At 64.0% G+C, this 14,329-nt stretch carries 13 protein-coding genes; 7 read left to right on the forward strand and 6 right to left on the reverse strand.

Going from position 1 to position 14,329, the window contains the following annotated elements:
* Position 1 precedes the first annotated feature (1 nt).
* The 6 genes from NN662_RS05120 to NN662_RS05145 form a co-directional block, all read right to left on the reverse strand.
* Positions 2 to 1,198: an acyl-CoA dehydrogenase family protein gene (locus NN662_RS05120; RefSeq protein ID WP_261929227.1), complete on the reverse strand. Its 1,197-nt coding sequence runs from the start codon at positions 1,196 to 1,198 to the stop codon at positions 2 to 4.
* 3 nt (positions 1,199 to 1,201) lie between these two features.
* On the reverse strand, positions 1,202 to 2,044 hold the full coding sequence (locus tag NN662_RS05125; RefSeq protein ID WP_261929228.1) for an enoyl-CoA hydratase family protein: 843 nt from the start codon (positions 2,042 to 2,044) through the stop codon (positions 1,202 to 1,204).
* 64 nt (positions 2,045 to 2,108) lie between these two features.
* A complete protein-coding gene (locus NN662_RS05130; protein ID WP_261929229.1) occupies positions 2,109 to 2,555 on the reverse strand; it encodes a cupin domain-containing protein in 447 nt (148 codons plus the stop codon).
* 38 nt (positions 2,556 to 2,593) lie between these two features.
* Positions 2,594 to 3,382, reverse strand: coding sequence for an SDR family NAD(P)-dependent oxidoreductase (locus NN662_RS05135; RefSeq protein ID WP_261929230.1), 789 nt, complete (start codon positions 3,380 to 3,382; stop codon positions 2,594 to 2,596).
* Between the two features lie 9 nt (positions 3,383 to 3,391).
* Positions 3,392 to 5,713: a bifunctional salicylyl-CoA 5-hydroxylase/oxidoreductase gene (locus NN662_RS05140; RefSeq protein WP_261929231.1), complete on the reverse strand. Its 2,322-nt coding sequence runs from the start codon at positions 5,711 to 5,713 to the stop codon at positions 3,392 to 3,394.
* A gap of 243 nt (positions 5,714 to 5,956) precedes the next feature.
* Positions 5,957 to 6,535 carry a TetR/AcrR family transcriptional regulator gene (locus NN662_RS05145; RefSeq protein WP_261929232.1) on the reverse strand — a complete coding sequence of 193 codons (579 nt, stop codon included), beginning with the start codon at positions 6,533 to 6,535 and terminating at the stop codon, positions 5,957 to 5,959.
* Positions 6,536 to 6,734: 199 nt separating this feature from the next.
* On the opposite strand from NN662_RS05145, the gene NN662_RS05150 reads away from it, so the two are divergent.
* From NN662_RS05150 to kynU, 7 genes are all read left to right on the forward strand, one after another.
* Positions 6,735 to 7,232 (forward strand): (2Fe-2S)-binding protein, encoded by a 498-nt coding sequence (locus NN662_RS05150; protein WP_261929233.1) that lies wholly within the window; start codon positions 6,735 to 6,737, stop codon positions 7,230 to 7,232.
* Entirely contained in the window at positions 7,229 to 8,287 is a 1,059-nt protein-coding gene (locus tag NN662_RS05155) for an FAD binding domain-containing protein (RefSeq protein ID WP_261929234.1), read from the forward strand. Before NN662_RS05150 ends, NN662_RS05155 begins: the two co-directional genes overlap by 4 nt.
* On the forward strand, positions 8,277 to 10,541 hold the full coding sequence (locus NN662_RS05160; protein ID WP_261929235.1) for a xanthine dehydrogenase family protein molybdopterin-binding subunit: 2,265 nt from the start codon (positions 8,277 to 8,279) through the stop codon (positions 10,539 to 10,541). Before NN662_RS05155 ends, NN662_RS05160 begins: the two co-directional genes overlap by 11 nt.
* Positions 10,542 to 10,667: 126 nt before the next feature.
* Positions 10,668 to 11,597: an XdhC family protein gene (locus NN662_RS05165; protein WP_261929236.1), complete on the forward strand. Its 930-nt coding sequence runs from the start codon at positions 10,668 to 10,670 to the stop codon at positions 11,595 to 11,597.
* A 136-nt stretch (positions 11,598 to 11,733) separates the two neighbouring features.
* Positions 11,734 to 12,207, forward strand: a complete 474-nt coding sequence (locus NN662_RS05170; protein WP_261929237.1) for a MarR family winged helix-turn-helix transcriptional regulator — start codon at positions 11,734 to 11,736, stop codon at positions 12,205 to 12,207.
* 52 nt (positions 12,208 to 12,259) lie between these two features.
* Complete coding sequence (gene kynA / locus NN662_RS05175; RefSeq protein ID WP_261929238.1) at positions 12,260 to 13,099, forward strand: tryptophan 2,3-dioxygenase; 840 nt, start codon at positions 12,260 to 12,262, stop codon at positions 13,097 to 13,099.
* Positions 13,100 to 13,101: 2 nt separating this feature from the next.
* Positions 13,102 to 14,298: a kynureninase gene (kynU, locus tag NN662_RS05180; protein WP_261929239.1), complete on the forward strand. Its 1,197-nt coding sequence runs from the start codon at positions 13,102 to 13,104 to the stop codon at positions 14,296 to 14,298.
* Positions 14,299 to 14,329: the final 31 nt, after the last annotated feature.

Genomic DNA, 14,329 nt, shown 5'->3' on the forward strand with positions numbered 1-14,329 from the left:
CTCACGCCGTCGTTCTGGCGGCATGCGCCTTGATCAGTTCGCGCGCAACGATGAGCTTCTGAACTTCCGTCGCGCCTTCGTAGATGCGCAGCGCCCGGATCTCGCGGTAGAGCCGTTCGACCATCTCGCCACTCCGCACACCACGGCCGCCGAACATCTGTACGGCGCGGTCGATGACGGCCTGGGCGTTCTCGGTCGCCGTCATCTTGGCCATGGCCGCTTCCATCGTCGTCGGCAGCTTTTGCACGTCACGGCGCCATGCCGCGCGGTAGGTCAGCAGCGCCGCCGCGTCGACCGCGGTCGCCATGTCGCCGAGGGCCGCCTGTGTCAGTTGCAGGTCGGCGAGCGTGCCGCGGAGCATCGGCCGTTCGCGGCTGTGGGCGAGCGCTTCGGCGAGTGCCCGGCGGGCAAAGCCGAGTGCGGCGGCGGCGACCGAGGCACGGAAGATGTCGAGCGTCCGCATGGCGATCTTGAAGCCTTCGCCGGCTGCGCCGAGCCGGCGCGAGGCCGGAATGCGGCAATTGTCGAAGCGGATCGTCGCCAGCGGATGCGGAGCGATCACATCGATGCGCTCGGCGATCGAGAAGCCCGGATCGTCGGCAAAGACCACGAAGGCGGAGATGCCGCGCGTTCCCGGCGCTTCGCCGGTGCGGGCGAACACGGTGTAGACATCGGCGATGCCGCCGTTCGAAATCCAGGTCTTCTCGCCGTCGAGCACATAGTCGTCACCGTCGCAGCGCGCCGAACACGACATCGCGGCGACGTCGGAGCCGGCATCTTTCTCGGACAGCGCGAAGGCGGCGATCCATTCGCCGGCGGCGACCTTGGGTAACACGTCCTGTTTCAGTGTCTCGGAACCGCTGAGGCTGATGGCGCCGCTGCCGAGCCCCTGCATGGCAAAGGCGAAGTCGGCGAGGCCGTCGTGAAAGGCGAGCGTCTCGCGGGCGATGCAGATCTTGCGGCTGTCGATTGCCTCTCCGCCCGAAAGGCCGACGGCGGCATGGAGCAGGCCGGCGTCGCCGAGCGAGCGGACGAGCGCGCGGCAGGCGCCATCGACATCGTCATGGTTGACATGCGCCATCGCTTCACCCGCCGCGAAGGCGTCGAGCTTCGCCGCCCAGTCGGCATGCGACACCTCGAAGAACGGCCACGACAGGTGGTCGCGTTCAAGGGCAGGGGAGAGCGTGATCCGCGGCATCGCTCAGTTGCCTTCGAAGGTGGGTTTGCGCTTTGCGGCGAAGGCCTCGAAAGCCCGGCGGAAGTCCTGCGTCGCCATGCAGATCGCCTGGGCCTGCGCTTCGGATTCGATCAGTTCCTCGATCCCCATCGCCCATTCCTGGTTCAGCATCGTCTTGGTCATCCCATGCGCAAACCAAGGGCCGTCGGCAATCGACTGCGCCAGCGCTGTGGCCTTGGTCTGAAGGTCGGCCTGCGGGTGCAGGGCGTTGAAAAAGCCCCAGCGCTCGCCCTCGTCGGCGGTCATGAAGCGGCCGGTATAGAGAAGCTCGGCGGCGCGGCCCTGGCCGATGATGCGCGGAAGCATGCCGCAGGCGCCCATATCGGCGCCGGCAAGCCCGACGCGGGTGAAGAGGAAGGCGGTCTTTGCTTCAGGTGTCGCCAGCCGCAGATCGGAGGCCATCGCCAGGATTGCCCCGGCGCCGGCGCATATGCCGTCGACGGCGGCGATGATCTGCTGCGGGCACCGGCGCATCGCCTTGACGAGATCGCCTGTCATGCGGGTGAAGGCGACAAGGTCGGGCATGGCCATCGCGGTCAGCGGTTCGATGATCTCGAACACGTCGCCGCCGGAGGAAAAATTGCCGCCGGCACCGGTCAGCACGACGGTGCGGACGTCGGAGGCATAAGCGAGGTCGCGGAAGAGGTCGCGCAACTCGGCATAGCTTTCGAAGGTCAGCGGGTTCTTTCTGTCCGGCCGGTTCAGCGTCAGGGTCGCGACCCGCCCATCCTCGCTCACCTCCCAGAGAAAGTGCTCGGCCTTGTAGTCGCGGAATGGCCGCGTCATGCCTGCCATAGCGTTCGTCATGTTGAGCTCCTTTCCCCCGGCGGGCCGGCCGCCATTATTGTAGCGGCCGGTGCTGATCCTGTTGTTATTCGTTTGCAGACGGAGGCAGGAAATCCACCTCATGCTCGCCGGAGACACGGACGATTTCATCGACGTCCGTCATCTGGTCCAGTTTGCGGAAGAGGTCTTCCAGCTTGCGCGCCGGCGACACCCAGAACAGGGCGCGGCAGGGCTTGTCCGATTTGTTGAAATAGCCATGCGGCACGCCGCGCGGCATGCGGACCAGATCGCCGGCCCTGGCCTTCGTCCATTCCCCGTCAAGCTTCAGATCCAACTCGCCTTCCTGCACGAGGATGAACTCGTCCTGGGTCGGGTGAACGTGAACGGGCACGAACTGCCCGGGTTCGCTGTTCGTCTCGAATGCAAACGTGTCGTCAGAGAGCGCCTTCGGGAAATAGATCTGCCCGAGGATATTCCACTTCACGCCCTTGAAGCCGGTTCCGTTCGCCGTAATGCCTTTTTCCAGTTCCATTCCACACTCCCGGTTGTCGTTGCTGCAAGTCAGGGCGGCTAACCCGCCATGATCTCTCCGCCGGCCACCGCGATCGATTGGCCGGTAATCGACGATGCGCCGGGAGAGGCCAGCCACGCAACGGCATCGGCGACCTCCTGCGGCTCCACGAGCCGTCCCTGCGGATTGGATTTGACGAATTCCTTGAATGCGTCCTCTTCGCTGCGACCTGTCTTTTCGACGATGGCAGCGATGGACCGGGCAATGATCGGCGTATCGGTGAAGCCGGGGCAGACCGCATTGACCGTCACGCCCTTCTTCGCCAGCTCGAGCGCCAGAGCACGGGTCAGGCCGATGACGCCATGCTTGGCGGCGCAGTAGGCCGAGACGTAGGCATAGCCGGCAAGCCCTGCCGTCGAGGCGATGTTGATGATCCGTGCGCCCCGGCCATGCGCCTTAAGGTCGGCGAGGGCTGCCTGCGTGACGTTGAAGACGCCCGTCAGGTCAACGTTGAGGACGTGCGCCCACATCGCCGCATCCGTCTTCTCGAACGGTGCGCTCGGTGCTTCGCCCGCGCAATTGACGAGGATGGACACGGGGCCGAAAGTGGATCGTGCAGCATCGAGGCCTGCAGCAATTGCGGCCGAGTCGGTCACATCGAAACCGTCGGCGATGAAGGTGCGGTCGCTTTCCGCCTTGTGTGCCACCTCCTCCAGGGGCGCGCGTCGGCGGCCGGCGAGCGTTACGGAAGCACCGTCGGCGATAAGACGCAGCGCAATGGCGGCGCCGATGCCGCTGCCGGCGCCGGTGACCAGAGCATGGCGTCCTGTGAGTACTCCGTTCGTCATCAGCCGCTCCTATTTCGCTGCCGGTGCAGCATTGGCTCGGGCGAGGTTTGCCTCGTACTGGTACTTGCCGGACTGGTACTGCTTCGGCCAGGCAATCGAGGAAATGCCGATGCTGGCGGCCTCGTGCAGCGTCCAGGCCGGATCGGCCAGATGCGGCCTCGCGACGGCGCAGAGATCGGCGCGGCCGGCGGCGATGATCGAATTGGCGTGGTCGGCTTCCGAAATCGCGCCGACGGCAATGGTCGGGATGCGGATCTCGTTGCGGATCTTGTCGGAGAATGGCGTCTGGAAGAGACGGCCATAGACGGGCTGTTCCTCCTTCCACACCTGTCCGGACGAGCAGTCGATCAAGTCGGCGCCGGCATCCTTGAACATCGCGGCGAAGATTGCCGCATCCTCCGGCGTGTTGCCGCCCTCGAACCAGTCGTTGCAGGACAGGCGCACGGAGATCGGCTTTTCCTTCGGCCAGGCCTCGCGGATCGCCCTAAAGACTTCCAGAGGATAGCGCGCCCGGTTCTCGTGGCTGCCGCCATACTCGTCCTCACGCCGGTTGGTGAGCGGCGACAGGAAGCTCGACATCAGGTAGCCGTGCGCAGCGTGGAACTCCAGCCAGTCGGCACCGGCCTCTGCCGCCCGTCTCGTGGCGGAGACGAAGTCGGTCTTGACGCGGTCCATGTCGGCCCGGTCCATGGCCTTCGGCACCTGGCTGTTCTTCAGGTAGGGCAGGGCGGAGGCTGAAATCAGCGGCCAGCCGCCATCCTCCAGCGGCTGGTCGATGCCGTCCCAGGCGCGCCTGGTGGCGCCTTTGCGGCCCGCATGACCGATCTGGATGCCGACCTTCGCCGCGCTGTTTGAATGGATGAAGCCGATCACCCGTTTCCAAGCTTCCGTCTGCTCGTCGTTCCACAGGCCCAGGCAGCCGGGGGTGATGCGGGCGTCCGGCGACACGCAGGTCATCTCCGCGAAGACAAGGCCGGCGCCGCCGAGTGCGCGGCTGCCGAGGTGGACCATGTGGAAGTCGTTGATGAGCCCGTCGTCAGCGGAGTACATCGCCATCGGCGAAACGACGATGCGGTTGGCGAGCGTCATGTCGCGCACTGTATAGGGCGTGAACATCGGCGGCAGGCAGCGCTTGCCCTCCTCGACGTTCAGCCCCTGCTTGCGGGCGAACCAGCGCTCGTAGCCTTCCAGCCAGTCCTTGTCGCGCAGGCGCAGGTTCTCGTGGCTGATGCGCTGCGAACGCGTCAGCATGGAATACATGAACTGCTCGGGTTCCAGCGTGTCGGCATAACGGCGACCGACCACCTCGAACCATTCCATGGCGTTGCGGGCGGCATTCTGGATGCGGGCGACGTCGACGCGGCGGATCTCTTCGTAAGCCGCCAGCACGGCCGGGATCTTGTCCGTCTCGTGGCCGAATTTCTGGAATTGATTGGTGAGCTCGATTGCATCGTCGATTGCAAGCTTGGTGCCCGATCCGATGGCAAAATGGGCGGTATGGGCGGCGTCGCCCATCAGCACTACATGCGATTTGCCGTTGTGGAGGCTCCACTTGCCGCAGATCAGGCGGCTGAAATTCAGCCACGCCGAGCCGCGCACATGACGCGCATTGGTCATCAGCTTGCCGCCGTCCAGCACTTCGGAAAACAGGTCGGCGCAGAAATCGATCGAGCCCTGCTGGTCGAGCCTGTCGAGGCCATGGGCCTGATAGGCCTCCTCCGTCGTCTCGACGATGAAGGTCGAGGTCTTGTCGTCGAACTTGTAGATATGCGCCTGGAACCAGCCGTGATCGGTCTTGCGGAAGTCGAAGGTGAAGGCGTCGTAGAGCTTGTCGGTGCCGAGCCAGATGTAGCGGTTCGGGCGGACGACGAGGTCAGGCTCGAACTCGGCCTCGTATTTGCGGCGGATCTTCGAGTTCAGGCCGTCGGCTGCGATGATCAGGTCGGCGTCGGGGAAGTCGAGGTCGCTGTCGACCTCCGTCTCGAAGACGAGCTCGACGCCGAGTGCCTCGCAGCGGGCCTGCAGGATGTTCAGGAGCTTCTTGCGGCCTATGCCGACGAAGCCGTGGCCGGTGGTGCGCTGGCGGGTGCCCTTGAACAGGACCTCGATATCGTCCCAATGGTTGAACGCGTCCTCGATTTCCGCGGCGGTTTCGGGATCCCAGACGCGCATGGACTGCATGGTCGCATCCGAGAAGACGACACCCCAGCCGAAGGTGTCATAGGGCCGGTTGCGCTCGACGACGCGGACGTGATGTTCCGGATGAAACTTCTTCATCAGAAGACCGAAATAGAGACCGGCCGGTCCTCCACCGATGCAGACGATGCGCATTTTCCGTTCCCTTTCGTCGATGGCGCTTCCTGTTTGTCAGGAATTATTTTAAGATTAAAGTAATTGCGTCTGCCCATGGCTGTCAATTCCAAAAGGGGCGAGCGTCAATTTATTTTGAGCTTAAAATTTCTGGCGATTGAGATCGCGGGGACCGGGCATCTCGCACAGCGAGCGGCCAGATTTCATCAGAGGGCACGCTGTTCGTGAACCCGAGGAAAGCAGATGTGAGGCTGTCCTCAGCCGTCAGCGCTTGCGCAGTCCGTCGACAAAGACATCGACCAGACGCAGGGCATTGGTTTGCCAGTTTTCCGGTCCCTGTGAGTAGAAGATACCGAGAAGCGCTCTGAGCACATCTTCCGGGGGCACGTCGTCGCGGATGCTCCCCGCTTCGATCGCGCGCGTCAGCAGACGGCTGATCGCATCGGTCATGCGCTTGCTGGAATAGGCCTGGAGTTCCGACGACTTGAATGTCGCGAGCTGCAGTGCCTCGATCATGCCCTTCTTGGTGGCGACCATTTGCACATTGGCGCGCAGCCACTGCCGCAGGGCCTCGACCGGATCAGCCTCATTCGACAACGCGTCGCTGAGATCTCCGAGCTGGTCGACCTCGCGGCGGTAGACCGCGGAGAAAAGGTCCTCGCGTGTCGGGAAGTGCCGATACAGCGTGCCGATGCCGACGCCGGCCTGCCTTGCGACCGCTTCAAGGCTTGCCTGCGATCCGCCGGCACTGAAGATTTTCGCCGCAGCTTCCAGCAGCCTCGCACGGTTCTTGAGCGAGTCGGCGCGCGGTTTGCGTCTTTTCTTTTCGGCTTCGGCTTCCATATTTCCAGACAGGTTTCATTTTTGCTTGATAAACGGAGGATGCCTCCGTATATTGATTATACGCCGAGAGCGTCGCGATAGAAACCGACGATCGGCGAAGGCGATGTGCCTACACGTCTGAAGTCATTTGCTTCGCCACATTCCGTCGCCGCTCGGCGGCCCCGATCCGCAAAAATCAATCTACGAAATGGAGTACTTCATGTCACTCTCCATCAGTCTGACGATCAATGGTCAGTCGCGCGACATTGCGATAGACGACCCGCGTGTCACGCTGCTCGACCTTTTGCGCGAGCGACTGGATCTCGTCGGCACCAAGAAGGGCTGCGACCGCGGCCAGTGTGGTGCCTGCACCGTCCTTGTCGACGGGCGGCGCATCAATTCCTGTCTGACGCTCGCCGCCAGCCTCGACGGTGCGGACGTCACCACAATCGAAGGTCTTGCCGATGGTGATGACCTGCATCCGGTCCAGGCGGCCTTCATCGCCTGTGACGGTTTCCAGTGCGGCTACTGCACCCCCGGCCAGATCATGAGCGCCGTCGGGCTCATCAACGAGGGAAAGGCGGGCGACGATCCGGAGCGCGTCCGTGAACTGATGAGCGGAAATCTCTGTCGGTGCGGTGCCTATCAGGGCATCACCGAAGCCGTCATCGAAGCCCAGAAGGTCCTTGTCAACGAGAAGGGGAGGGACGCGGCATGAAGCCCTTCGATTATGTGAAGCCCGCAAGCGTTGCGGAAGCGATCCGCATGGCCGGTGAACCCGGTTCGGCAATCCTTGCCGGCGGAACCAACATGCTGGACCTGATGAAGGTCGGCGCCACCCAACCCGACCGCCTTGTCGACATCAGCCGGCTGCCCGGGCTCGACCGGATCGAATGGCGTAACGACGGCAGCGTGCGCATCGGCGCGCTCGTCCGCAATTCCGACCTCGCCTATGACGACCGGTTCGCCAAGCACTTCCCGGCTGTTGCCGAAGCCCTGCTTTCCGGCGCATCGGCGCAGCTTCGCAATGTGGCCACAGTCGGCGGAAACCTGATGCAGAAGACGCGTTGCGCCTATTTTCAGGACAAGGGCAGCGCCTGTAACCGTAGGGAGCCGGGCTCGGGTTGCGACGCGCTTCACGGCGAAAACCGGCTGCACGCCGTCATCGGCTGGAGCGATCAGTGCATTGCCACCCACCCGTCCGACTTCTGCGTGCCGCTGGCCGCTCTGGATGCCGTCGTCGAGGTTGAAGGACCGGAGGGGCAGCGGACCATTCCGCTCGAAATGCTGCACCTTCTGCCGGGCAATGCACCCGAGCAGCAGACGGCGCTCCAGCCTGGAGAACTGATTGTTGCGGTCACACTGCCGGCGGAAGCCTCATCCTTCTCGAGCCACGCCCGGTATCTGAAGTTGCGGGAACGCACCTCCTATGCCTTCGCGGTGGTTTCGGCTGCTTCCCTGCTGACCATCGAGAGCGGGGTCATCACGGAGGCGCGCATTGCGCTCGGCGCGGTTGCGGCAAAGCCCTGGCGCGCCAAGGAGGCGGAAGCGGCACTCCAAGGGGTCGCCCCATCGCCCGAAGCCTTCGTCAGGGCCGCAGAACTGGCGCTCGCCGAGGCGAAGCCGTCCGGCGACAACGCCTTCAAGATCGAACTGGCGCGCCGCATCCTGGTGCGCGCGCTGACACTCGCATCGGAGGGAACGCCGGCCGAAATGCCGGCGCTACCCGGTTCCGTCCTCTCCGCACATACGGGAGCAAACCATGTCGCCTGATACAGCAAATTCCAAGAATCCACGGTTCGGTTCGAATGTCGGTCAACCGCTGACCCGCCGCGACGGTGTCCTCAAGGTCACGGGCAAGGCGACCTATGCCGCCGACAACCACCCGGCCGGCATGCTCTACGCAGTCATGGCGGCCAGCACGATCGCGCGGGGCCGCGTGATCTCCCTGAGCGTTGATGCGGCAAAGGCGCATCCGGGTGTCGTCGAGGTGATCACGCCGGAAAACCGTCCGCCGCTTTCGCACGATCCGGACGAGAAAATGCCGCCCTTCGGCTTCCGTACCGAAGTGCTGCAGGACAATTCGGTGCGTTATGCCGGTCAGCCGATCGCTCTCGTCGTTGCCGAAACGCTGGAGGCTGCGACCGAGGGGGCGGCGCTGCTTGCTCCGCAGTATGAGGCGGAGGCGGCCCGCACCCATCTCGACAATGGCGTGCGCTTTGCGCCCGAAGCGATCGGCGTCGGCTCGCCGCCTCGCACGGCATATGGCGACATCGAAGCCGGCATGGCTGCGGCGGAGCGGATCGTCGAAGCCGAATATGTGGTCCCGCCGCAATATCACAATGCGATGGAGCCGCATGCGGTCGTTGCCGAGTGGGATGGAGACAAGGTCACACTCGACATGCCCAATCAGGCTCTGGCGCTCAGCTGCGAGTCCTACGGGGCGTATTTCAGCATACCGGCTGAAAACGTGACGATCCGCTCGCCGTTCATCGGTGGCGGCTTCGGGTCGAAGGCGATCCTCAACGGGCCGCAGCTTCTCGGCATCCTTGCTGCCCGCATGCTGGCCCGGCCGGTCAAGCTCGTGCTCACCCGGGCGCAGATGTATGGTCCAGTCGGGCATCGCGGGCAGACCTGGCAGACCATGCGGATCGGCCTCGACGGTGCCGGCAAGCTGACGGCGCTGCATCACCACACGCTGGCGGCCACGTCCAGTTTCGACGACTTTCTCGAATCGTCGTCGAACGCGTCGCTGCCGCTCTACGCCAGTCCGGCGCTTCTGGCGGAGCATGATGGCATCCGGCTCGACATCGGCACGCCGGGGCCGATGCGTGCACCCGGAGAAGCATCCGGATCGGCGGCTCTGGAAGTCGCGATGGATGAGGCGGCGGACGCCTGCGGCATGGACCCGCTCGACTTCCGCCTGGCCAATTATGCCGAAACGGAGCCGGGAACCGGCCGGCCGTTCTCGTCCAAGGCCCTGCGGTCCTGCTATGCCGAAGGCGCCAAGCGTTTCGGCTGGTCGAACCGGCCTCTCAAGCCACGGCAGATGCGCGACGAGAATGGTTTCCTCGTCGGCTGGGGCATGGGGACGGCAGTTTTCCACTGTCCGCACTTCCCGGCGGATGCACGTGCCACGTTACGGGCTGACGGAACGGCTCTGGTCGAGACCTCCGGCATCGACATGGGGCAGGGCGCCTGGACGGCGCTGGCACAGATCGCCGCCGAGGCTCTTGGCCTGGACATGGATCAGGTTGAGTTCCATTCGGGCATCTCGACCTTGCCGAGCGGCGGTATTGCGGGCGGCTCGGGTCACACGGCGAGCGCCGGGCTGGCGCTTCACAATGCCGGCGAGGACGCGATTGCCAGGCTGACGGAAATCGCCACGGCCGATTCCGCGTCACCACTCTTCGGTGCTGGAAATATCGGCGTGGTCGCAAGGGGTGGGCGGCTTTATCGTTGTGACGACGAGAGCCGCAGCGAGAGCTATGCCGAGATCATTGCCCGTGCGGGCGGCGTCGCGATCGTCGGCACCGGCAAGTCGGGGCGTGACGAGAATGTCACGGCGTCGCACGCCATGTATTCGCACGGGGCGGTCTTTGCCGAAGTGAAGGTCGATCCGGATCTCGGTCAGGTGCGGGCGACGCGGCTCGTCGGCGCCTTCGCCGCCGGCCGGATCATCAACCCCCGGCTGGTGCGCAGCCAGTATTTCGGCGGCATGATCTGGGGCGCTTCCTTCGCGCTTCACGAAGAGGCCGTGTTCGACCACCGGACCGGGCGGATCATGAATGCCGATCTCGCCGAGTACCATGTGCCGGTCAATGCCGACATTCCTTCGCTCGACGCGATCCTGATCCCGGAGGAAGACACGCTCGTCAATCCGCTGGGTGTGAAGGGCGTTGGCGAAATCGGCATCACCGGGACGGTCGGCGCGATCGCCAATGCGATCTGGCATGCGACCGGCGTACGGGTCCGGCGCTTCCCGATCCGGATCGAGGACCTGATCGAGAGCCGTCCGGCTGCGTAAGACAATTGGTGCCGGCAGGGCAAGACGTCCCTGCCGGTGTCCACCAGCGGCAACATGCACGATTGCCGCATGAAAAGAATCTAGTGCCGGGCATCTCCGGCCCGTGCAGTTCATTTGGAGCATGCAATGCTGGATACACCAAATCGCAAAAGCTGGCCGGCGCCGGCGCGATCCACCGCGTCCGACGATCCGGCCGAAATCCTCGGCTTTGCCGCCGATGCCTGTGAAGACGGCGGTGCGGCGATCGCCACACTTGTCGACATTCGCGGCGGCGCGGCGCGTGCGCTTGGCTCTCACGTCGCTGTCGCCGCCGATGGTCGCTTCTGTGGATATGTCTCCGGCGGATGCGTCGAGGCTGCCGTCGCCTCCGAGGCGCTTCTTGCACTGGAAGCGGGCCGGGATCGAATGGTGATGTTTGGCGAAGGCTCGCCCTTCTTCGACATCGTGCTGCCCTGCGGCGGCGGCGTCACCGTCGCCATTCACGTGTTGCGCGATGCGGCTCCGATCCGGCATGTGCTTTCCTGTCTCCGCCAGAGGCAGCCGGCGGGGCTCACCTACTCCCCGGGTGCGGGCAGGCTGGTGGCAAACGATCCGGTCGTGCGGGCGGGATGGCAGGGCGATGCGTTTGCCACCGTCTACCGGCCGGCGACCCGTCTGGTCGTCTCGGGGCAGAGCAACGAGGCCGACATGGTCTGCGGCATCGCGGAGGCTGCCGGGTTTGACGTCGTCAATCTGCGGCCGGGGGAGGACGTTCAACGGCTCTCCGGCCTGATCGATCCGTTCACCGCCGTCGCACTCCTGCACCACGATATCGACAAGGAACTGGATGTGCTGGATGCAGCCTTACGGGCAGAGCCGCTCTACATCGGTGCGCTCGGCAGCGCGCGAACGCACCGCAGGCGGCTTGATCGGCTTGCGGCCCGCGGCTGGGACAAGGACGCACTTTCCCGCATCAAGGCGCCGATCGGCATGTTCGGACCTGCCCGCGACGCCTCGTCGCTTGCGCTCTCCGTGGTGGCGGACGTCGCCGCCAGTCGTCTTCAGACCTATGCCTGACGGCGACGGCGCGGCGCAACGATAGGCTCAATATAAACATTTCATGATTAAACTATATTGCGGCCCGTCGCTGGCCTGTGGTATCCACTGACAGCCGCGCCATTTTCCGGTGCGGCCCGACGTGGGGACGGATGCCATGGCCGATGTGGAAGACCAGGATGCGCTCAGGCAGCTTTCGAAGAATCGTCTTCGGCTGTGGCTCAGGCTGATCAAGTCGACGCGGCTTGTCGAAGACGAGGTACGGCGGAGGCTGAGGGGTGATTTCGGCACGACGTTGCCGCGTTTCGACGTTATGTCCGCGCTGTCCCGCGCGCCGGACGGCCTGAAGATGAAGGACATCTCCCGGCTTTTGCGGGTGTCGAACGGAAACATCACCGGCATCGTCGACAAGCTCGTGGACGACGGGCTGGTCCTGCGCATCATTCCGCCGCAGGACCGCCGGACGCAGATCATCCAGTTCACGGATCGTGGCCGGCAGGAATTCGAAACGCTGGCGCAGACCCATGAGTCCTGGATCGACGAGATACTCGGCGGACTCAATGCCGATGACGTCGATGGCATGATCCGGCGGCTCGATCATCTCGTTCACGCGCTGGAGGAGCGGCAATGATCCCCGCCGATGACCGGTGCGCTTCCGCATTTCCACTTTTCAGGAGCTTCATTTGAGCAACCAGCCCTACAATCCGGGTGCCGAGGGCGCGAAGATGAATTTCGCCGACGCAATGTCCTACGGCGACTATCTTCATCTCGACGGCATTCTCGGCCAGCAGCATCCCTTGAGCCAGGCGCATGACGAGATGCTGTTCATCATCCAGCACCAGACCAGCGAGCTCTGGATGAAGCTGATCATCCATGAACTTGGCGCGGCGCGCGAGGCGCTGAAGCGGGAGGACATTTCCGCTATGTTCAAGATGCTGGCCCGCGTCGCCCGCATCTTCGAGCAGCTCAACAGCGCCTGGGACGTGCTGCGAACGATGACGCCTGCCGATTATACGCGGTTCCGCGAAGCCCTTGGACCGTCCTCCGGCTTCCAGTCCTATCAGTATCGCCTGATCGAATACATTCTCGGCAACCGCAACGCCAACATGCTGAAGCCGCACGAACACGTGCCTGAGGTTCACGCCATGCTTTCGGCCGAGCTGGATCGGCCGAGCTTCTACGATGAGGTGGTGCGGCTCCTGTTTCGCACGGTGGACGGATCGGAGGATGCCGTTCCGGCCCCGCAATTGCGCACGCCGCATGCCGTCGTTCCCGAAATCCAGGCGCAGTGGAAGACGGTCTACCAGGACATCGACCGCTACTGGTCGCTCTACGAACTGGCGGAAAAGCTGGTGGATCTGGAAGACTATTTCCGGCGCTGGCGGTTCAACCACGTGACCACGGTCGAGCGCGTCATCGGCTTCAAGCGCGGGACGGGCGGGACCTCCGGGGTCAACTACCTGCAGAAGATGCTGAGCGTCGAGCTCTTTCCCGAACTCTGGCAATTGCGAGGAGAACTTTGAAGATGACGGCCTCCAAACTTCCCCGCAAGCATCTGTTCAATCTGCCCGAAGGCGTCATCTATCTCGACGGGAATTCACTCGGACCGCTCCCGAAGGGCGTCATCGAGCGCGCCGGCCATGTCATCGCCGAGGAGTGGGGCAGGGAACTCATCAAGGCCTGGAACACGGCCGACTGGATTTCGCTGCCGCAGCGCGTCGGCTCCCGCATCGCACCGTTGATCGGCGCACCGGCCGGTTCGGTCGCCACCGGAGATACGCTCTCGATCAAGGTTTACCAGGCGCTTGCCGCGGCGTTGAAGATGCGGCCGGAGCGGCGCATCATTCTCTCCGACAGCGGCAACTTTCCGACCGATCTCTACATGGCGGGTGGGCTGATCGACGTGATCGGCAAGAATTACGAGTTGCGCACGCCCGCTCCGGAGGATGTGTTCGACGCGATCGACGACACTGTCGCGGCGGTGCTTTTGACCCAGGTCGATTACCGCACCGGCAGGATGCATGACATGAATACCGTGACGCGTAAGGCGCATGAGGCGGGCGCGGTGATGATCTGGGATCTCGCCCACAGCGCCGGCGCCGTGCCTATCGATCTTTCCGGCTGCGGGGCGGAGTTCGCGGTCGGCTGCACCTACAAGTATCTCAATGGCGGCCCGGGTGCCCCGGCCTTCATCTACGCCCGGCCCGACATCATCGAAAATGTCAAACCGGCGCTGGCCGGCTGGATGGGTCATGATGCGCCGTTTGCCATGGAACTCGGCTACAGGCCGGCCATGTCGACGGAACGGCTGAGGGTCGGCACGCCGCCGATCGTGCAGCTTTCGATCCTAGATCAGGCGCTCGATGCCTGGGAGGGCGTCGACATGGCCGATATCCGGGCAGCCTCCATTACCTTGTCCGAACGCTTCATCGCCGAAGTCGGGGCCAGATGTCCGGGGCTTGCGCTTGTCTCGCCACGCGATCCGGCGCTGCGCGGCTCTCAGGTGTCCTTTGCTTTCGAGCACGGTTATGCGGCGATCCAGGCGCTGATCGATCGCGGCGTCATCGGCGATTTCCGCGCGCCGAACATCATGCGGTTCGGTTTCACGCCGCTCTATCTCGATGAGGATGACGTCGTCAGGGCTGCCGAAATCATCGGCGAGGTCATAGACGGACAGCTCTGGGACGATGCGAAATACAGGACGGTTTCGCGCGTGACGTGACGGGCGCGCAGCCCCACTTTACAGGTTGGTC

Origin of the sequence: Rhizobium sp. NRK18, from assembly GCF_024385575.1 — a bacterium.
Taxonomy (GTDB): Bacteria; Pseudomonadota; Alphaproteobacteria; order Rhizobiales; family Rhizobiaceae; genus JANFMV01.